This window comes from Shewanella inventionis, assembly GCF_014641855.1.
GTDB classification, from domain to species: domain Bacteria; phylum Pseudomonadota; class Gammaproteobacteria; order Enterobacterales; family Shewanellaceae; genus Shewanella; species Shewanella inventionis.
On sequence record NZ_BMII01000049.1, the window covers coordinates 1 to 19,460 of the forward strand.

The 19,460-nt window shown below is 35.6% G+C and carries 21 protein-coding genes; 17 read left to right on the top strand and 4 right to left on the bottom strand.

Features of this window, described 5'->3' with window-relative positions; translation table 11 throughout:
- Positions 1–784 precede the first annotated feature (784 nt).
- Positions 785–1,630 (bottom strand): prephenate dehydratase, encoded by an 846-nt coding sequence (locus tag IEW93_RS19920; protein WP_188740980.1) that lies wholly within the window; start codon positions 1,628–1,630, stop codon positions 785–787.
- A gap of 200 nt (positions 1,631–1,830) precedes the next feature.
- Entirely contained in the window at positions 1,831–2,439 is a 609-nt protein-coding gene (gene gstA, locus IEW93_RS19925) for a glutathione transferase GstA (protein ID WP_013785981.1), read from the bottom strand.
- 200 nt (positions 2,440–2,639) lie between these two features.
- Here gstA and IEW93_RS19930 point away from each other — a divergent pair, with 200 nt between their 5' ends.
- Positions 2,640–4,118 carry an IS4 family transposase gene (locus IEW93_RS19930; protein ID WP_188740981.1) on the top strand — a complete coding sequence of 493 codons (1,479 nt, stop codon included), beginning with the start codon at positions 2,640–2,642 and terminating at the stop codon, positions 4,116–4,118.
- 21 nt (positions 4,119–4,139) lie between these two features.
- Here IEW93_RS19930 and IEW93_RS19935 read toward each other — a convergent pair whose 3' ends face one another.
- Entirely contained in the window at positions 4,140–4,316 is a 177-nt protein-coding gene (locus IEW93_RS19935; protein ID WP_188740982.1) for a transposase, read from the bottom strand.
- Positions 4,301–4,765: an ISAs1 family transposase gene (locus tag IEW93_RS19940; protein ID WP_188740983.1), complete on the bottom strand. Its 465-nt coding sequence runs from the start codon at positions 4,763–4,765 to the stop codon at positions 4,301–4,303. The genes IEW93_RS19935 and IEW93_RS19940 overlap by 16 nt, the downstream gene beginning before the upstream one ends.
- A 206-nt stretch (positions 4,766–4,971) precedes the next feature.
- Between IEW93_RS19940 and IEW93_RS19945 the strand changes: the two genes are divergently transcribed.
- From IEW93_RS19945 to IEW93_RS20020, 16 genes are all read left to right on the top strand, one after another.
- Positions 4,972–6,024 (top strand): 2Fe-2S iron-sulfur cluster-binding protein, encoded by a 1,053-nt coding sequence (locus IEW93_RS19945; protein WP_188740984.1) that lies wholly within the window; start codon positions 4,972–4,974, stop codon positions 6,022–6,024.
- Positions 6,025–6,038: 14 nt separating this feature from the next.
- Positions 6,039–7,283 (top strand): aromatic ring-hydroxylating dioxygenase subunit alpha, encoded by a 1,245-nt coding sequence (locus tag IEW93_RS19950; RefSeq protein WP_188740985.1) that lies wholly within the window; start codon positions 6,039–6,041, stop codon positions 7,281–7,283.
- A gap of 2 nt (positions 7,284–7,285) precedes the next feature.
- The gene (locus IEW93_RS19955) at positions 7,286–7,759 is read left to right on the top strand and encodes an aromatic-ring-hydroxylating dioxygenase subunit beta (RefSeq protein ID WP_188740986.1); all 474 of its coding nucleotides are present in this window, start codon (positions 7,286–7,288) and stop codon (positions 7,757–7,759) included.
- A gap of 13 nt (positions 7,760–7,772) precedes the next feature.
- A complete protein-coding gene (gene maiA / locus IEW93_RS19960) occupies positions 7,773–8,420 on the top strand; it encodes a maleylacetoacetate isomerase (RefSeq protein WP_188740987.1) in 648 nt (215 codons plus the stop codon).
- Positions 8,421–8,452: 32 nt separating this feature from the next.
- A complete protein-coding gene (locus IEW93_RS19965) occupies positions 8,453–9,478 on the top strand; it encodes a cupin domain-containing protein (protein WP_188740988.1) in 1,026 nt (341 codons plus the stop codon).
- Positions 9,479–9,491: 13 nt separating this feature from the next.
- Positions 9,492–10,190 (top strand): fumarylacetoacetate hydrolase family protein, encoded by a 699-nt coding sequence (locus tag IEW93_RS19970; protein WP_188740989.1) that lies wholly within the window; start codon positions 9,492–9,494, stop codon positions 10,188–10,190.
- 128 nt (positions 10,191–10,318) lie between these two features.
- Positions 10,319–10,642, top strand: coding sequence for a non-heme iron oxygenase ferredoxin subunit (locus IEW93_RS19975; protein ID WP_188740990.1), 324 nt, complete (start codon positions 10,319–10,321; stop codon positions 10,640–10,642).
- A 22-nt stretch (positions 10,643–10,664) separates the two neighbouring features.
- Positions 10,665–12,116, top strand: a complete 1,452-nt coding sequence (locus tag IEW93_RS19980) for an aldehyde dehydrogenase (RefSeq protein ID WP_188740991.1) — start codon at positions 10,665–10,667, stop codon at positions 12,114–12,116.
- Between the two features lie 49 nt (positions 12,117–12,165).
- Complete coding sequence (locus IEW93_RS19985) at positions 12,166–13,164, top strand: dihydrodipicolinate synthase family protein (protein ID WP_188740992.1); 999 nt, start codon at positions 12,166–12,168, stop codon at positions 13,162–13,164.
- A 9-nt stretch (positions 13,165–13,173) separates the two neighbouring features.
- Entirely contained in the window at positions 13,174–13,443 is a 270-nt protein-coding gene (locus IEW93_RS19990; protein ID WP_188740993.1) for a hypothetical protein, read from the top strand.
- A 9-nt stretch (positions 13,444–13,452) separates the two neighbouring features.
- Complete coding sequence (locus tag IEW93_RS19995) at positions 13,453–14,283, top strand: DODA-type extradiol aromatic ring-opening family dioxygenase (protein WP_188740994.1); 831 nt, start codon at positions 13,453–13,455, stop codon at positions 14,281–14,283.
- A gap of 36 nt (positions 14,284–14,319) precedes the next feature.
- Positions 14,320–15,666 (top strand): aromatic ring-hydroxylating dioxygenase subunit alpha, encoded by a 1,347-nt coding sequence (locus IEW93_RS20000; RefSeq protein WP_188740995.1) that lies wholly within the window; start codon positions 14,320–14,322, stop codon positions 15,664–15,666.
- A gap of 17 nt (positions 15,667–15,683) precedes the next feature.
- Positions 15,684–16,271, top strand: a complete 588-nt coding sequence (locus IEW93_RS20005) for an aromatic-ring-hydroxylating dioxygenase subunit beta (protein WP_188740996.1) — start codon at positions 15,684–15,686, stop codon at positions 16,269–16,271.
- A 211-nt stretch (positions 16,272–16,482) separates the two neighbouring features.
- Positions 16,483–17,283 carry a 3-(cis-5,6-dihydroxycyclohexa-1,3-dien-1-yl)propanoate dehydrogenase gene (gene hcaB, locus IEW93_RS20010; protein ID WP_229706724.1) on the top strand — a complete coding sequence of 267 codons (801 nt, stop codon included), beginning with the start codon at positions 16,483–16,485 and terminating at the stop codon, positions 17,281–17,283.
- Between the two features lie 41 nt (positions 17,284–17,324).
- Complete coding sequence (locus IEW93_RS20015; protein WP_188740997.1) at positions 17,325–17,939, top strand: 2-hydroxychromene-2-carboxylate isomerase; 615 nt, start codon at positions 17,325–17,327, stop codon at positions 17,937–17,939.
- Positions 17,936–19,303 (top strand): OmpP1/FadL family transporter, encoded by a 1,368-nt coding sequence (locus IEW93_RS20020; RefSeq protein WP_188740998.1) that lies wholly within the window; start codon positions 17,936–17,938, stop codon positions 19,301–19,303. Before IEW93_RS20015 ends, IEW93_RS20020 begins: the two co-directional genes overlap by 4 nt.
- Positions 19,304–19,460 lie beyond the last annotated feature (157 nt).

Sequence of the window (19,460 nt, forward strand, 5' to 3'; positions counted from 1 at the left end):
ACTTCAGAAAATCTCAGCTTATAAGTGGCTACGTGAAATCGTCGAGCATCATATGCTCAAAGAGGATTATCAGACGCCGGTGTTCTTAGTGTAAACCGACGTCAATAGCTCGTGGGTGAATAGTTACAATTTAACAAGGGTTGATAAATCTGATGTACTAGAGAAAATTGAGCAAACGGTGATTGATTTTTTTACGCAAGTCATGCAAATGGATAGTTTTACCTTACGTCAAGAAGGGATAGAGTGAGGTAGAGTTCACTTTTATTGGATAAAAGTGAATCCCGAAACTTGAGTTTCTAAATACTTAGTTGTCACGCCTTGAAATATATCCATCGAAGCCCTTAATCGGCTATGGTCTATATTGATTTTTGAATGTGTAAACATATCAACCATTTGTACGCCAGAAGCTACACCTAACCGTTTGTAAGTAAATCATTGTCTTATGTAAGCTTGATATAATATTTTAAATTCATCAGCGCATAAAATGCTATCTTTTTCTCGCCTCTGGCGCAAGTGTACGACTTTCTTTCTCGGAGCGAGGCAAACAAGGTTTCATCAGATTCTTCTAACCATTAAGAAACAGTGTGTAGCCTAATGAAAAATTGAAATGCTAATATCACACTGGCTAATACCCAATTACAGAAAAAGATGCGAATAATAGGCAGACTAGTAAGGTTGCAGGCAGTTGAATATTTATTAGCGATAGCTTGGTTCTTTTTCACTCAAAAATCAAGTATCTCCATTGGCCATAAGCATAAGCAGGGAAGAAAAATACATTTATGTCTCACTTGTGTAGTTTTGCTTTTATATATGACCCCAAATTTTTCATATTATGCTTGCTATTAATTTCATTTATTGCAGCTTTAATATTTTCTTCCATCATATGGCCATCTAAATCAATCAAAAAGTAGTATTTTCCAAAATCACCTTTTGTGGGTCTTGAGTTTATAGACGTTAGATTTATTTTTCTTTTTGAAAAAGATGATAAAATATTTCCTAAAAAACCGGGGTAATCATTATCATCAATAACGATAATTGTTGTTTTATAATCTATATCAGGGCTAATAATATCGATATTATTTTCTTTAGTTAGAACTAAAAATCTCGTTTGGTTATTTTTAAAGTCATTGATATTATTGATTTTTAAATTGAATTCATCATCATTAATAGCGTAAGTAGGTACAATTGCGGCACTATTTCCTCTGTTTTTTAAAAAAAGATTTAATGATTCAATATTGCTTTCTGTAAGAACTAACTCAATTTTAGCATCCATGCTATCAATAAATTTAGAGCACTGCCCTTTAGCTACAAATTGTACAAAAAGTTTCTTTATGTCTACAGGATTTTTTTTATTACTTATTAAGGAAAATTTAATAGGTAATAAAATTTCTTTTTTAATATATAGCTTACTTTTTATAAAATGATCTAATACCACCGAAATATAGCCTTCAGACAAATTTTCTATTGGTAAAACAGCTAATTCAGCCTGATTATTATCCATCATATCTAAAACATTTGTAATAGATCTAGCGTATACGATATTATATTGATGTTCTTGTAAGGAGCAATAAATTTGAGTTGCCACATCAGAATATGTGTTTTTAGGGCCTAATGTTACAATTCTAATCACTAAAATAACTCCATAAAAATTTTATTATACTCTGTTCCTAAGTATTCAAACAAAGTGTGGTACAGCTTATACTCATTTGTTTCTGCTATTTTTTAACAGAGCGTAGCGAAAGCCCCCGTGCTGAATAGCGTCGACTGGGCAAAGTCTAGCCGAAACTGTCTAGTATTTGTGTTTTCAAGCTTTGGGCTACTTTAAAACAATTAATCGAGTAAGCCTTCTTCTTTTAGTGCTTTTTGAACTGAAGGACGTCTTGCTATTTTTTGCTGATATGTTACTAATTCTGGCCATTTAGCAAGGTCAAAACCAACCATTGGACACCAACTTAATACCGTAAATAAATACGCATCGGCTACACTAAATTGCTCACCTAAAAGGTAACTATCATCAGACAATTTAGGAGCAAGGACATCTAAACGACGAGAAAAATTGTTTTTAAATATTTCTTGGGTATCAGATGAAAATGCAGGATTAAATAATCCTCCCAGCCCCTTATGTAATTCAGTTGAAATTAAATTTAGTTGTTGCTGTAGTTGATAACGCTCAAATGTTCCATTAACAGGCGCTAGTTGTTTTTCAGGTACTTGATCAGCAAGGTATTGAATAATGGCAGGGCCTTCTAATAGAATTTTACCATTTTTAAGTTCAAGGGCAGGCACATAGCCAAAGGGATTTATTTTGTAAAAATCTTGTTTATTCTCTAGTGATTTTGTATTGAGATCTACACGAACAAGATCATATGTTAGCTCAGTCTCACACAACACGATATGGGTAGATAATGAACATGCTCCAGGGCTGTAATACAGTTTCATTAGGTGTACTCCTTTTATTGACAGTATTAACAATTTATTTTTAAATTAAATCATTGTAATAGATGTTGTTATTACTCAAGTTTCGGGGTTCAAAATAGACGAGGAAATAACAATAACCTAATGATTTAAAAGAAGTTGATGCCTCATTGTGGTAAAATACTTGTTAACTAGACAACGTAAAAAACCACAAGAGACATCGAATGAATTCTGCCACAAAGACCTTGAACTTACAATCATTAACCGCTGACTTATTGAGCCAAACAAACCTTAAAATAGATAACACCTTTAGCTCAACATGGAAAAGCATTGGTTTTAACATCATGTTACGCCAAGCTAAGTTTTCTAAGCGATCAGGTACGCCAGTAGGTGATATCACCTACCTTTTAATGCTCTGGGTTTGGCTTAAAGTAGACTCTGTAGCCATGTTTTCAAGGGATGCTTTATTAAGTTTTTCCGCGGCAAAAAAAGATGCGTTATATGACTTACTTAACCGTGAAGATGTAGATTGGCGAAAGCTACAATTATTGACCGCTAAAAAAGTCCTTAAGGCTAACAGTAAAAGCCGACTCAGTGCCTTTGTTATTGATGACACCGTAAAAACAAGATCTGGTAAAAAGATGCCCGGCGTATCGAGTCACTTTGACCACTTAACAGCTCGTTGCGTGATGGGGCAGCAAATAGTAACGCTCGGTGTCGCGAATGATGAACAATTTGTGCCCATTGATAATGAAATATTCATCAGTCAGGTTAAGGAGCAAGCGTTAGATTATCGGTTTGATGATGGTCGCAGTATTGCAGCAAAACGCTACCAGAAATCAAAGCAACAAACCAAGCCAGAAATGGTTTGTGACATGATAGCGCGCGCTATTCGCGGCGGTATTAATGCGGATTACTTTTTAGCCGATGCATGGTTTGCGACTAAACAAATTCTTAGCATGACTATTGAACACTCACTTGTTGCCATTGTCAGAATGAAAAAAAACAAGATGAAGTACCGCTTAGTGATTGATGGTGAGGTCAAGTTACTCTGCGCGAAAGCGTTATATAAAGCGCACGTCAAGGGGGGGGGGCAAACGCTTAATCATGTGCCCTATCAAAGTAAATCTATTGTTGTTGAGTTAAATCTCACCAGCTCGGATAAAGAGCCTGCGCAATGGGTTAAGGTAAAATTATTGTTTGTTCGCTCAGTAAATGAGGAAAAACAACAGGCAAGTAAACATGATTGGGCGCTATTCTTAACGACAGATAGTCAACTTATTGATGAAAAAATACTTGAGGTCTATGCACTGCGTTGGGGAATTGAAGTTTATTTCAAAGAAGCGAAACAAAAGCTTGGTTTTTTAAAAGAGCAAAGCCGCCATTACAGTGCTTATATCGCTTCAATACATCTAACGGGGTTAAGGTTTTGTTTGCTGTTGTTTGCTAAACAAGAGGACGGCTCGGCGAGACTTAGTGACGTAAGAAATGGTTTTGAAGAAAGTTTAAGTTGTCTGAACTTTGCCAGTAAATTATGGGGATTATTCAAAGCATTAATTGCGGGTGCATTAAATGAAATGGCCAGTTTAACAACGGTTGAAAAAGGTGACGTATTAAAGAAAATTGAACAGACGGTTGTCGATTTTTTTACGCAAGTCATGCAAATGGATAATTTTACTTTGCGGCAAGAAGCCTTAGAATGAGGGATAATTCACTTTTATTGGCTAAAAGTGAACCCCGAAACTTGAGTCTTTAAGTAACTTACCCTGGTTATTTTTTACTTGTAGCACGTAGTCGCCTTTGCCTTCGCGTACCAACTGGCTAGTTTCAGTTTGGCAATGCATGGCATCTGCGGTAATCACAGCATTTTCAATATTCATACTGGCTAACATTGATTGCATGACAGGTATTTCGTTGGTTTTTTAGTTGCCGTTTCTTTTTGGTAAATAATAAGACCATTTTCTACCACCATTGCCGTCATTAATTGCAAAGCATCTTTCTCTGTATGCTTGGAGCCACGAACCACTTTACCATCAAAGCTAATATGCTCTTTACCGTCTTTTTCTCGCACTGCATTTGAAAAATTAATAAAGCTTGAAACGAGGCTTTCTGCCTTTATCCCTCTAATAATACGTCCAATAGAGTGTCTTGTGGGAATACCGTGGCTAAAATCTCGGTATTCTCTTAGCCAGTCAAGTTGAGCTTCCCCAAATATTTTAATGGCTTTCCAACCATTTGCTCCACAAAGCACAGCGGCTACGGTTAAGAAAATAATATCCGCTAATTCATAATCTTTATTCGCGTCTACTCGGTGATCTTCAATACTTTCAATATCTTGAAATAATGACATGATAAATAACTTAGGTTGGTTTTTGATACTGATCTGATCATTTTATATCAATAAAGTTCAAAATTTCTTTATTATACCGTGTTATTTATCTGAAATGCGTGATCCCACCCTGGGTAGGTGAATCAATTAAACCACGTCAATATGAATGTAATTCATCTAATATTTGAATTACATTAATTGAAATCATTTAGATATTTAAGTAGATTATGGAAGTAAATATTAAACACGCTTTTCTTAAGAATGAAATAGATTATAAAAATAGGACTGTTATGGAAGTATATGTAAAAACTATTGGTAAGACACTAAAAGCTGAAGAAGGTAGTAATTTATTAGATGTATTACTAGAAAATAATATACCAATCTCGTATAGCTGCATGTCTGGACGGTGTAGCACTTGCCAATGTACCTTAGTCGATGGTGAGGTTTTAAAGAGAGAAGGTATTGTAGAAAATAACTTACTCTCCGATGACGGCAATATTCTTGCTTGTACATCAATATTGTCACAAGAAAATATAACTATTGAAATTCCAGAGCCTGATGAAATCGTCCAGCATGTGGCGGTTAAACGTAAAGGTACAATAACGAATTATACCAAAGTAACTGATGATGTACGTGTACTTCGTGTAAAACCTAACAAGCCAGTCGATTTTACTGGTGGACAATATGTACAAATACAATTTGGTAATGAATCCCCTCGTTCTTACTCAATGGCAACAACAGCAAAAGATTCAGAGCTTGAATTTCATATACGTATTATTCCTGATGGACGCGTTACTTCAAAGCTTGATGCCATTGCTGAAAATAATGAAAAACTCCGCATAACCGGTCCTTTAGGGGCATCTTATGTTCGTTTAAAAAATGATGATCCAATTATTTGTATTGGTGGTGGTACAGGTTTGGCTCCTATGGTTTCTGTAGCTAGAGGAGCGTTAGAGGCAAATAATTTAAAATCAGTAGAATTGTTTTTTGGTGTTAAATACGAGCAAGATATTTATTACGTAGATGAGCTTAAAGCATTACAAAAAGAATATCCAAACTTTACATATCATGTGGTCGTTGAATGTGCCGATGAAAATAGCTCATATTTAAGTGGATATGTTACAGATGCTGTAGCAAAAACTCACAAAAATTTAGCAGGCTTTCGCGTATATCTTGGTGGTAGCCCTCCTATGGTAGATGCGGCATCAGCTCTAGTTAAAGATCTTGGCGCTGATCCTACGAGAGTTTATTCAGATGCATTCTTTGATTCTAGTATATAACTAAGGAAAATATAATGAAAATAGATACCAAGCTAGAAAATCGTAAATTATCAGAAATTCCTTTTTGGGCTTATACCGACGAAAGTGTCTATAAAAAAGAATTGGAGCGATTATTTTATAATGACCATTGGTGTTATGTAGGGCTTGAAGTCGAAGTTCAAAATCCAGGTGATTTTAAAAATACGTTAGTGGGTGAAAGATCCGTTGTAATGGTCAGAGATGACGAAGGCAGCATAAATGTTGTTGAAAATGTTTGCGCCCATAAGGGGATGAAATTTTGTCGTGAAAAACATGGCAAAATCAAAGATTTTATCTGCCCATATCATCAATGGAGCTATGACTTAAAAGGAAACCTTGAGGGTGTTCCTTTATTAAGAGGGATGAAGAAAGATGGTAAAGTGCAAGGTGGCATGCCAAAAACATTTAAAAAATCAGCACATGGATTAACAAAATTAAAGGTAGCTATTAGAGGTGGTGCTGTATTTGCTAGTTTTAACCATGATATTGAGTCTTTAGAAGATTATATAGGGGAAGAACTACTCGGCTATTATGATCGTGTATTTAGTGGCCGTCCATTAAAAGTTCTTGGCTACAACAAACAAAGAATTCCAGGGAACTGGAAGTTGATGTTAGAAAATATTAAAGACCCCTACCATCCAGGATTATTGCATACATGGTTTGTTACTTTTGGTTTATGGAGATCAGATAACGAATCAGAATTAAAAATGGATAAACATTTCCGCCATGCAGCAATGATAACTACAAGAGGTGCTGGTGGTAAAGATGATCAAACTACAAATGTTTCAAGCTTTAAAGGAAATATGGAACTCAATGATAAGAGATTCTTAGATGTCAAATATGAAGATTGGTGGAATGGTCCAACAGCCGTTATGTTGACTTTATTCCCAAGTGTAATTATTCAGCAGCAAGTAAATAGTTTATCTACCCGGCATATACAACCTAATGGTAAAGGCTCATTTGATTTTGTATGGACACATTTTGGTTTTGAAGATGATAGTGAAGAAATGACCGAGCGCAGATTAATACAAGCTAACTTATTTGGTCCTGCTGGTTTTGTATCTGCGGATGACGGTGAAGCGATTCAATTTGTACAAGAAGGGTGCCAACAAAAACCTGATGATTCTGTAGCTATCATTAAGATGGGTGGAATTGAAATTGATAAGCATACAGACCATATGGTATCAGAAACGTTAATACGTGGTATGTATGATTATTGGTCTAAAAAGATGGAGGGTTAATTATGATTGATTTTGAATTATACCAGCAAGTACAAGATTTTTATCAAGATTATGCTATGTCTATTGATTCAGAACAGTGGGATAAATGGATAGATTTTTTTGTAGAAGATTGTGTCTATAAAATTCAATCGCGTGATAATTTTGATAATAATTTCCCATTATCGGCTTTAGCATTATCAAGTAAAGGTATGCTGAAAGACCGGATATACGGTATTACTGAAACGATTTACCATGAACACTATTATCAAACACACGTTGTATCTACACCTAGAATTTTAAAGGTGACTGAAAATCACATCGAATCTGAAGCTAGGTATGCGGTTTTCAGAACTAAGCAAGATGGCATTGCTGAAGTTTATAACGTAGGACGATATATCGATCGACTAGTTAGAGTAGATGGCAAGCTATTAATAGAATCAAGACGCTGTATTTTTGATAATGAGATGATTCTCAATTCAATGATATATCCAATATAAATAAAGGTAAAAAATGACTACTTTATATAGTTTTTTTAATAGTTCTACGTCGTACCGGGTAAGAGTAGCACTAGAGCTAGCTAATATTAAATATGAATATCATGGTGTGAATATTCGTATTGGAGAGCAAAGCTCTGCAACACACATTCAATTAAATCCCAGCAAAGGTGTGCCGATTCTAATTGATGAAAATATAGGAAGTTTAACTCAGTCAATGGCTATATTAGCCTATATTAATGATCACCATGCTAATGGTAGCTTACTTCCCAGTGATAGCTTGAGTAAAGCCAGAGTTCTAGAGTTCTGTAATATTATTGCTGCAGATATACATCCAGTGAATAACTTAAGAATATTAAAATATTTGCAAAAAGAGTTCAAGCTCACTGAGCAAGATAAAAAATCTTGGTATAACCACTGGATCAGTGAAGGATTCGATGCCATTGAAACTTGGCTGGAGAAGTATGGAACATCTGACTTTTTTTGCTATGGGACAACAGCCAGTTTAGCTGATTGTTGCTTAATTCCTCAAGTAGCTAATGCATTACGTATGGGGTGTGATTTGAGTAAATATTCACATGCTATGGCTATTTATAATCACTGTATAGAACAAGCCGCATTCAAACGTGCAGCCCCAGAAAAACAGCCTGATTATATGGCCTAAGACCCTATAAAATTAATATACGAGGAATGATTGTGAAAACTTTAGGAACACTAGAAGACCTTCCGAAAAAATATAAAGAAGAACTAGAAGCTAATAATTTAGTACCGTTGTGGCCGAATATGCGTGCAGTTTTACCGCATAAAGTTCCAACACGAAATACTGAAACTATGACTTGGCGATATAATGATATTAGACCATTGCTTATTGAAGCAGGTGATTTAACACCTATAGAAAAAGCAGAAAGAAGGGTGCTTGTACTTGCAAACCCAGGACATGGTCTGAATAATATGCAAGCGACGCCTAGTATTTATATGGGAATGCAATTAATTTTACCAGGTGAAACAGCTCCTAATCATCGACATACGCCTAATGCAGTTAGAATTATTGTTGAAGGCGAAGGTGCATACACCACGGTAAATGGCGAGCCTTGTAAGATGGAACGTGGTGATTTGATTTTAACACCGTCGGGGATGTGGCATGAGCATCACCATGAAGGGAAAGATCCTATTGTATGGCTGGATATTCTTGATTTACCGTTAATTTATAGCTTAGAAGGGTCATGGGCTATCGAGAGCGGTTTACAAAAAGTGAGTAAAAAACGAGATAAATCTTATTCAGATTATAGTGCTGCTGGCATTGTACCTAGCCTTGGCTTTACACGTACAGAGAATAAAACCCCCATGTTGCGTTACCCATGGAAGAAAACAAAATCTTGTTTACTAGAAATGGCTCAGGATTATGATGAGTCATCAGTACAAGTAAGCTATGTTAATCCTGAAAATGGTAATAGTTTATTTCCTAGCATCGGTTTCGGTGCGCTGATGATCAAAAGTGGGCAAAGTGTCACTTTACCTAAAAGAACGACTCCATGCATCTTTCATGTAATTGAAGGGGCAGGATTAATGAACGCTGATACTAAAGCTGTCTCATTTTCAGAAAAAGATACATTTTCAGCTCCAGGATATGTAGATATTGAGTTTACAAATCCAACAGACAAACCGATTTTTATGTTAACCGCCGATGAATCACCACTACATGGTTATTTAGGTATATTTTAATTAAGAGAATATTATGACTGATAAATTATTATTTCCAGCTAAACCGCCAGTATTAACAGAAATAGCAAATAGTGAAACATTATTTCCTGTACACCGAATTTTTTGTGTAGGCAGAAATTATCACGCTCATGCAGCCGAAATGGGTGTAAGTGTGGATAAAGCGAAAAATGTTCCTTTTTACTTTACAAAACATCCAAGTGCTATTGTGCCATCAGGTTCAACTGTAGAATATCCGCCGCAAACAAGTAATTACCATTATGAAATGGAATTAGTTGTAGCAATAGGAAAAACGGGTTTTGAGATACCTGAATCTGATGCTGAAGATTATATATTTGGCTATGCTTGTGGCTTAGATATGACGCGTCGTGATCTGCAGTTAAAAGCAAGAGAAACTAATAGACCTTGGGATTTAGGTAAAGATTTTGAAGAATCAGCTATTATTTCTCCTATAGTACCTAAAACTGAATGTGGTGTTATTGATACGGGTAATATACAGCTTTCTGTGAACGGTGAAATACACCAAAACTCTGAACTAACTAAATTAATATGGAATGTTAATGAAGTGATTGCTCATTTATCTAAGTTTTATCATTTACAGCCTGGAGATCTTATATATACAGGTACACCTGAAGGTGTCGGCCCAGTTGTTTCTGGTGACAAAATAGATGGTTCAATAGAAAAACTTGGTGATATATCGTTAAAAATTAAATAAATTTTTATTATTGTAAAAAAGCTCGGTATGAATAAATTTTATTGTATTGAGCTAAGTAACAATAGTTGATGTGAAAATAAACAGTAAAAAATAGAAATCTTTATTAGACGTGTGGAGCGAAAATAAGTATGACAGAAGAAAATTATATTAAAGCTGTAGAAGCTAATAAAATCCCAGAAGATGACGTTATTGGAGTGGATGTTAATGGCTATAACTTAGCTGTTTATAATGTTGAAGGAGAGTTTTTTGCTACCGATAACATTTGTACTCATGGTAACGCTAAATTATGCGATGGTTTTCTTGATGGTCACCGAATTGAATGTCCACTTCATCAAGGAGAGTTTGATGTTAGAAGTGGTAAAGCTTGTACTAGTCCATTAACTGAAGATATTAAAGCATACCCAACTAAAGTTGGCGATGATGGCTTTATATATATATCTATGATCGAATAATAAAATAAATTAGGGGAAAGTAATGCAAACTAAATTAATTATTAATAATGAATTTGTTGATAGTGAAAACAAAGAAACATTTGATCGTTATAACGAAACAATTGGTGAGGTAGTTACATCATCTGCTGCTGCAAGTGTCAAAGATGCAAATCATGCAGCAGAAGTTGCACAGAAAGCATTCGAATCTTGGTCGCAAACAGGCCCATCTGAACGTCGTAATATTTTACTAAAAGCAGCAGATATATTAGAAAGTAAAACAGCAGAATTCATTGATGCAATGGCTAAAGAAGTTGGTTCATCAAGTTTATGGGCAGGTTTTAATGTAATGCTGGCTGCTAATGTTTTTCGTGAAGCGGCTTGCCTAGCTACTCAAATTCAAGGTGAAACAATTCCTTCTGATAAACCAGGCACACTTTCTATGACAATACGTGAACCTGTTGGAGTTATTTTAAGTATTGCGCCGTGGAATGGTCCTATTGTGCTTGCAGCTCGCGCGATTGCTTACCCTATTGTTTGTGGAAACAGCGTAGTGTTTAAAGCATCAGAAATTAGTCCCAAAACTCATAGTTTGGTTGTTGAAGCGGTTATTGAAGCAGGTTTACCGGCGGGTGTTTTAAATTTATTATCAAATAAACCTGAAGATGGTGAAAGCATTGTTAATTCCTTAATCGAACATAAAAATGTACGCAGAATCAACTTCACAGGCTCTACACGTGTTGGGCGCTTTATTGCTCAAAAAGCTGGTTATCATTTGAAACGCTGCTTATTAGAGCTAGGTGGTAAAAGCCCTCAAGTTATTCTTGATGATGCAGATTTAAAAGAAGCAGCAAAAGCTGCAACTTTTGGATCGTTCCTATATCAAGGGCAAATATGTATGACTACAGGCCGAATCATAGTAGATGAATCGGTGGCAGATGAATTTTCGGGGATTTTTGCAAAGCTTGCTAATAATCTTCCTGCTGGAAATCCATGCGATGGTAATGAATGCGTTGTGGGGCCTTTGGTTACAAAGGGGTCTGCTGAAAGGTTAAATGGTTATATTGATGATGCTTTATCTAAAGGAGCTAAATTAATCACTGGAGGCAAAACTGATGGCACAGTAATGAAAGCAACGATTCTTGATCATGTTACCTCCAACATGGAAATTTATCACGAAGAATCATTTGGACCATTAATTTGTATTGTTAGAGTTAAAGATGCTAACGATGCCTTACGTGTCGCAAATGATACACCATATGGTTTATCTGCTGCTGTATTTGGCAAAGATGTGAATAGAGCATTACAAATGGCAAAAAATATAAAAGCTGGTCACTGCCATGTAAACGGTTCTACGGTACAAAATGATGCACAAGCACCTTATGGTGGAACTAAAGATAGCGGTTGGGGACGATTTGATGGACGAGCGGTTATCGATGAATTCACAGAATTAAAATGGATCACAATTGAACCTATAGCTCAAGATTATCCAATTTAATTATGGATGAATAAAGCACACTAACAACATATTATATAAAGAGATAATAATGACAAATTCAAGTAAAAAGAAGTTAATGACCGTTGATGATGTACATGGACTTTGGGCTATTATGCCAACACCCGCAAAAGATGGGGCTTCAGACTGGCGCATGCAAGATACGGTAGATTTAGAAGAAACTGCACGCGTAGTAGAAGAACTTATTGCATCAGGTGTTAACGCTATTATTAGTACAGGGACGTTTGGCGAAGGTGCTACATTAACTTACAATGAAAAAATCGTCTTCATGGAAACTATCGTTAAAACCGTTAATGGCCGTGTACCTTATTTTTGTGGCACAACAGGATTAAATACGCGAGACACTATTGAGTTAACGAGAAAAGCAAGTGAAATTGGTTGTGATGGTACAATGCTAGGTTTGCCAATGTGGCAATTATGTGATGTACCAACTGCGGTTCAATTTTATAAAGATGTTGCAGAAGCTTGTCCTGACATGGCGATTTGTATTTATGCAAATAATGAAGCCTTTAAATTTGATTTTCCACGTCAGTTTTGGGCGCAAGTAGCAGAAATACCACAAGTAATTACTGCTAAATATCTTGGCATAGGTTCACTTGTTCCTGATATGAATTTAAGCCAAAGAAAAATTAGATTTCTTCCTCTTGATGTCGATTTTTATGCTGCTGCTCGTATTGCTCCTGAATTTTGTACCGCATTTTGGACAAGTGGCGCAGTTTGTGGACCAGCACCAGTTTTAAAATTGCGAGATGAAGTGAAAAAAGCAGCGGAAACAGGAAAATGGGACGAAGCTCAGAAAATTTCAGGACAAATTGCTCGTACTTACGCAACATTATTTCCTAATGGTTCATTTAAAGAATTCTCAACTTACAATATTAATTTAGAGAAGCATAGAATGAATGCTGCCGGTTGGATGAAAGCAGGACCATGTCGTCCTCCTTATATTTTTACGCCTGAAGAATACTTAGATGGCGCATATAAATCAGGTAAAGCTTGGGCTGAGTTACATCAAAGCCTTTCTAAAAAATAAGGAGTTAATATGTCTATTTATACTATTGAGCGAGTATTGTGGGATTTACAGGATTCCAATGAGAAAAGTGCACTTTATAGAAATGATCCAGATGAGATATTAGAAAACTATTCTTTAACACCAGATGAATTAAGCATTTTATCAAAGATGAATATTGAAGCTATGGTGACTTTAGGTGTAGATCAAATGCTAATGTTCATGACATGGCAAGCCATTAATGGTCCTCAAGGCATACCAGAATACATGCAACGTCTTAATAACATTAACAACAATAATTAGGAGTTTTTTATGTCTAAGATTATCAGTGGCTTTTTAATGCCTCATGACCCTTTAATAGCAGCAATGCCTGATGCCCCTCCTGCTGAAAAACGTGATTCATGCATGAATGCTTATAAAGAAATAGTAGAAAAAGTCAAAGAGCAAGATATCGATACTGTAATTATAATTGGTGATGATCATTATACCGTGAATGGACCTTATTGCGTACCGCAAGCAATGATCGGTATTGGTGATGTTGAAGGTCCTAAAGAAGAATGGTTAGGAATCAAATGTGAAAAAATCCCTAATAATACCTCGCTTGCTAAGCACATTCTGGACTACGGACATACGCATCAAGTTGATTGGGCAGCGTCTAAAATTTTAACGGTAGATCATTCTATTGCTATTCCTGTTGAATATGCAGTAAAACCAGTAAAAGGGCTCCGTATAATCCCCATTTATATAAATTCAGGTGTTGAACCTTTTATCAATAGTCAGCGCGCTTATGAAATAGGTTTGTCAATTAAAGCAGCAGTTGAAACTTGGACTGGAAATGAGCGCATCGCAGTATATGGTACTGGTGGTATTAGTCATTGGCCAGGCATGGCAAAAATGGGTCATGTTAATGAAGCATGGGATCGCAATATTATCAATTTAATAACCCAAGGAAAGGTTGAAGATTTAATCGCGATGAAAGATGAAGATGTTTTGCGTGATGGCGGTAATGGCGGATTAGAAATAAAGAACTTTATATGTGCTATGGGGATTCTAGATGGTTGGAAAGGTGAAGAAATAGCATATGAAGCTGTCCCAGAATGGGTTTGCGGTTGTGGCTATCTAGAAATGAAAACAAAAGCATAATCTTTAATAATTATAAATAAAAAAAGGAAACTTACTATGAAAGATCAAGACAGTAATTTAATCGATGTTAACCATGGTACGCAATTACATAAAATACATGGTGATCAAAAAATTTTTGAAAAAGAGCTTGAAAATGTATTTGGCCGTTCATGGCTATTTTTAACACATGAATCTATTATCCCAAACCATGGTGACTATATTGTTACCAAAATGGGTACGGATGAGGTTATTGTGAGTCGCCAAGAAAATGGTGACATCAAAGCTTTTTTAAATGTTTGCCGACATCGTGGAGCACAACTTTGCCCAAATGAAGCTGGTAATGCTAAAGGATTTGTTTGCTCATATCATGGTTGGGGGTATGGTAATACAGGCGAATTACAAGCTGTACCTTTTGATAAGGAAGTCTATGGCGGTTTACTTGACAAGTGCAAAAATTCATTACATGAAGTAGCTAAAGTACAAAGCTTCCATGGCTTTATTTATGGTTGTTTTGATGAAGATGCGCCATCGTTAGATGAATACTTTGGTGACTTAAAATGGTATTTAGAACCATACTTCGAACACTCTGGTGGTCTTGAGTTAATTGGGCCACCAGCGCGTTGCTTGATTAGAGCTAACTGGAAATGCCCATCAGAAAACTTTGTAGGCGATGCTTACCACGTAGGTTGGACTCATGCCTCAGCATTACGTACAGGTCAATCTGTATTTACACCATTAGCAAGTAACAGTACACCTCCTACTGAAGGTTTAGGTCTTCAGGTTACAACTAAATATGGGTCTGGATTAGGTGTATTATGGGATGCTTATGCAGGTATTCATGATAGCTCACTAATTGATGACATGATGCAATGGGCCTGTACAAAAGAACAACAATTAGCAGAAAAAATAGGTGTCGTACGTGCAAGAATATATCGCTCACACCTAAATACCACTATTTTCCCAAACAATAGCTTTTTAACTGGTTCAGGTGTATTTAAAACATGGCAGCCTATCGATAAAGATACTACTGAAGTATATACCTGGGCAATGGTAGAAAAAGATATGCCTGAAGAACTTAAGCAGCGGATTGCAATATCAGTGCAACGTACTTTTGGTGTTGCGGGTTATTGGGAAAGTGATGACAATGATAATATGGAATCAGAAACCTATATGACCAAAGGTTTTCAAACAAAAAACAAACAACTTAATGCTCAAATGGGCATAGGTAATGATGTTTATAATGGTGAATATCCTGGAGTGGTTGGTGAATCTGCAATTGGTGAAACAAGTTATCGCGGCTATTACCGTGCTTATGGTGCTATTGTCAACTCTAATAGTTGGCATGAAATAGAAGATAAAAGTAGTACTTGGGCTGATATTTTAACCAACGCAAAAACTAAATAAGTAAGGGGTAATATAATATGACTGATATAACAAAAAATAACGATCCATTAGTGTTTGAAAATGATATTGCTTTTGATGAGTTAGTGAAGAAAACCAATTTTTCAGAAAAATTGAATAATGAAGTTGCTGCGTTTTTGTATCGTGAATCAAGGTTGTTAGATGCAAGAATGTACAAAACTTGGCATAGTGAAATATTAAGTCAAGATATTAGATATATTGTTGCGAGTAAAGAATTACGATCAACCAGAGAACGCCGTTATAATCAACCCGATACGGTATATCTTTTTAATGATGATCATCGTCAATTAGGTATTCGTGTTGAGCATGATTTAGATCCACAAAACTGGCGTAGCAGTCCGTTAGAAATTTATTCTAGAATTGTTAGTAATATTGAATTAGCTCAAGACGATAACTCTTCAGATATCCATGTTAGATCAGTTTGCTTAATATCTAGAGGACGACGAGCTTATCAACTTGATCAATTTATTTATAGTCGTAATGATATTTTGACACGAAATAGAGATGGTCAACTCCAGCTGAAATCTCGTTATATTCATTATCCGGAGCGTAGTGTCTCTGGCCATAACATGCTTATGTACCTATAAAATATACCCATTAAAAATACTCCATATTACTAATATGGAGTATTTAGTTAGCTATTTAGATATTAAATTATCATGTGCTATTCATTTTAAAAGTTTAATTATGAAATAGTAGTATGGATTGTTAACTAAAAAGTAAGAGTGTTTAATCTTTTAAGGCATTTATTACAAAATATTATAAAGTAATAATTTAATAATATAAAGAGTGAGATATATGATGAAATTACAAGATCAAGTTGCAATTATCACAGGTGCATCATCAGGTATTGGTTTAGCTGTTGCAAAACGCTTTATCAATGAAGGGGCAAAGTTGGGGCTTTTAGTTAGAACTGAAAAAGATGCTGAAATGTTAAATGAAACTTTTGGCGATAAAGTGATAGTAACTATTGGTGATGTTAGAAATTATAGTGACAATGAAAAACTGGTAGAATCAACCGTTAATAAATTTGGAAAATTAGATTGTTTTATCGGTAATGCCGGAATATGGGATTATATGTCAGCTGTAAATACAACTGATGCTAAATTATTAGAATCAGGCTATCGTGAATTGTTTGATATCAATTTATTAGGATATGTTCTTGGTGCTAAGGCTTCGTTAGCCGCACTTAAAGAATCAAAAGGTTCAATGATATTTACTGCGTCTTCGTCTAGTTATTCTTTAGGCGGTGGTGGTCCGTTATATGTTGCTTCTAAACATGCAGTATTAGGTTTTATAAGAGCATTGGCATGGGAATCCGCTCCAGATATTCGTGTAAATGGTGTTGCTGCTGGGGGAACATTAACACCACTTTCGGGCCCCAGCAGTCTTGGTCTTGAAGATGCTAACCTTGAAACATCAGATGGAATTGAAGAGATGATTGGTGCAATGACACCATTAAAATTTGCATCTAAACCTGAAGATCATGCTGGGATTTTCGCATTGTTAGCTTCAAGAGAAGACGGTAAATATATGACGGGTGCTGTTATTTTAAGTGACGGCGGTATAGGTTTAGGAATGAGACCAGATCAAAAGTAATACATATTTAATGATACATTATAATTTTTGGAGCTCTAAATTTGAATATTAATTTCTTTTTTGATTTTTTAAGCCCATTTTCTTATCTAGCTAGTTTCAAGCTTGTAGAATTAGCTGAAGAAACAGGGAATAAAATCATTTATCACCCAATAGATTTAGACAAAGCTAAAAAAGCTATTGGTAATATAGGTCCTACTAATCGAGATATGCCAGTCAAATTATCTTATTTGAAGCAAGATATTGACCGATGGGCTTCACTTTATAATATCCCATTAAAATTCATCCCTAATTTTAATACAGAAAAATTAAATAAAGGTATGTTTTATAGTGATGATGAGAGTGAACAAGCAAAATATGTAAAGTTTGCCTTTTTTTTGACTTGGGGTAAAGGGAATGCACCCGATAGTCAGTTGGTTTTTGATGAGGTTTGTAATGGTTTAGGGTGGAATATTAATGATTTCTTAAACTTCATAGAATCAGATGAAGCATCAAAAGAGTATCAAAAATCGACAGAAAACGCCATTAACAAACATATTTTTGGTGTACCAACAATGATGGTTGATGAATATATGTGGTGGGGAAATGACCGTATTATATTTTTAGAAAAATTTTTAAATACAAATAATAAACAAATAAACAGAAGGGAAAGCAAATGAAATTAATAAAAAATAAAATATCCTTGTTAATCTTAAGTTCTACAATAGTAACTTGTGCTCATGCAACCGATGTATTTAGATTAGAAGGCTTTGGATCAATATCTAAAGCAATGGGTGGGACAGCCACGGCCTATGATGTTGGACCAGCAGGCATGATGTCTAACCCTGCAACATTATCTTTAATGAAAGAGGGTACACAGTTTTTGATAGGTGTAGACATTATCGTTACTGATATTTATACCCGAAATTTATCTACTGGCGAAAAAGCTTCTTCTCTTTCCAATTCTCAGAATAGAGGTCCTTATTCCATTCCTCAGCTTGCTATCACTTACCGCACAGGAAAATATACAGTAGGTATTGGTGTTTTTGGCCAAGGTGGTATCGGTACTGAATATGGCAACTCTTCATTTTTATCACAAGCTACTGGTGGCTTAGATACAAATTTAGACGTATCCAGCCGCCTTTTTGTTTTAAATATCCCTTTTGCCATAAGCTATCAGTTCAATGAAAAATTGACTATAGGGGCAAGTATTGATGCCACATGGCAAGGATTAAATCTTAATTTATTATTAGGCGCAGATCAACTAGGCTCATTAATTCAAGATGGCAGAGTAAGTGGGTCAATGTTGCCTACATTAGGAGAATTTCCTGATTTAAGAGGTGCCCATATAGGGTTTACAGAAAACAAGCCTGTTAGTAACGGCATAAGCTCATGGGGTGTTACTGCTAAAATGGGATTAACGTATAAAATCCAAAAAAATACAACCTTAGGTATGTCATACAGTACCGAAGGGTATATGAAAGATATGACAGGTGATGCTACGTTAACTGTTGTTGATGCTGTTGCTGGACAAGTTCCTGTAAATGGTGACGTACGCGTTAAAGATTTTAAATTACCCGCTAATATTACAATAGGCATAAGCCATAAAATTTCACCTGATTGGATGATTACATCAGACTTCTCAAGAGTATTTTGGGAAAATGCAATGAAAGATATCGATATCACCTATTCATCAGAAATGGGGCAATTAGGGATTTTACTACCTCAAAATTATTCAGATATATCAATATGGTCAGTAGGAACAAATTATCATTATCAAGATTGGGAATTTAGAGCCGGATATAGAACTGCAACAACGGGATTGAATAACAAAACACTTGCACCAACTATCCCAGCATTACCAACAAAACACTTAACAGCAGGCTTTGCTTATAACTTTAGCAAATACTCTACTCTAGATTTTGCATACTCCTATGGATTCGATGGAAAAATGAAAAACACTAGCCTACCGATGACACCTGTACCTATAGAAGCATCAAATACGTTAAATGATTTTTCAATTTCTTATACGCGAAATTTCTAATATATTATTCTGTATATGGAACAGATCCACCCAGGGTAAGAGCATGAAATTTCACTTGCCAAAAATAACCTTTTCAAGGTAATCGGTGTTGCGATTGGCTTTCATTTGTTTTGCTCTTACTCCTTTCTTAAAGCTTGTCTCTGACTGAAGACGATTT

What these genes read in the sequence shown, in the direction of transcription:
- gstA (WP_013785981.1), bottom strand. Translation starts at nt 2,439, where the DNA reads ATGAAACTGTATTACAGCCCTGGAGCATGTTCATTATCTACCCATATC.
- IEW93_RS19930 (WP_188740981.1), top strand. Translation starts at nt 2,640, where the DNA reads ATGAATTCTGCCACAAAGACCTTGAACTTACAATCATTAACCGCTGAC.
- IEW93_RS19935 (WP_188740982.1), bottom strand. Translation starts at nt 4,316, where the DNA reads ATGCAATCAATGTTAGCCAGTATGAATATTGAAAATGCTGTGATTACC.
- IEW93_RS19940 (WP_188740983.1), bottom strand. Translation starts at nt 4,765, where the DNA reads ATGTCATTATTTCAAGATATTGAAAGTATTGAAGATCACCGAGTAGAC.
- IEW93_RS19945 (WP_188740984.1), top strand. Translation starts at nt 4,972, where the DNA reads ATGGAAGTAAATATTAAACACGCTTTTCTTAAGAATGAAATAGATTAT.
- IEW93_RS19950 (WP_188740985.1), top strand. Translation starts at nt 6,039, where the DNA reads ATGAAAATAGATACCAAGCTAGAAAATCGTAAATTATCAGAAATTCCT.
- IEW93_RS19955 (WP_188740986.1), top strand. Translation starts at nt 7,286, where the DNA reads ATGATTGATTTTGAATTATACCAGCAAGTACAAGATTTTTATCAAGAT.
- maiA (WP_188740987.1), top strand. Translation starts at nt 7,773, where the DNA reads ATGACTACTTTATATAGTTTTTTTAATAGTTCTACGTCGTACCGGGTA.
- IEW93_RS19970 (WP_188740989.1), top strand. Translation starts at nt 9,492, where the DNA reads ATGACTGATAAATTATTATTTCCAGCTAAACCGCCAGTATTAACAGAA.
- IEW93_RS19975 (WP_188740990.1), top strand. Translation starts at nt 10,319, where the DNA reads ATGACAGAAGAAAATTATATTAAAGCTGTAGAAGCTAATAAAATCCCA.
- IEW93_RS19980 (WP_188740991.1), top strand. Translation starts at nt 10,665, where the DNA reads ATGCAAACTAAATTAATTATTAATAATGAATTTGTTGATAGTGAAAAC.
- IEW93_RS19985 (WP_188740992.1), top strand. Translation starts at nt 12,166, where the DNA reads ATGACAAATTCAAGTAAAAAGAAGTTAATGACCGTTGATGATGTACAT.
- IEW93_RS19990 (WP_188740993.1), top strand. Translation starts at nt 13,174, where the DNA reads ATGTCTATTTATACTATTGAGCGAGTATTGTGGGATTTACAGGATTCC.
- IEW93_RS19995 (WP_188740994.1), top strand. Translation starts at nt 13,453, where the DNA reads ATGTCTAAGATTATCAGTGGCTTTTTAATGCCTCATGACCCTTTAATA.
- IEW93_RS20000 (WP_188740995.1), top strand. Translation starts at nt 14,320, where the DNA reads ATGAAAGATCAAGACAGTAATTTAATCGATGTTAACCATGGTACGCAA.
- IEW93_RS20005 (WP_188740996.1), top strand. Translation starts at nt 15,684, where the DNA reads ATGACTGATATAACAAAAAATAACGATCCATTAGTGTTTGAAAATGAT.
- hcaB (WP_229706724.1), top strand. Translation starts at nt 16,483, where the DNA reads ATGATGAAATTACAAGATCAAGTTGCAATTATCACAGGTGCATCATCA.
- IEW93_RS20020 (WP_188740998.1), top strand. Translation starts at nt 17,936, where the DNA reads ATGAAATTAATAAAAAATAAAATATCCTTGTTAATCTTAAGTTCTACA.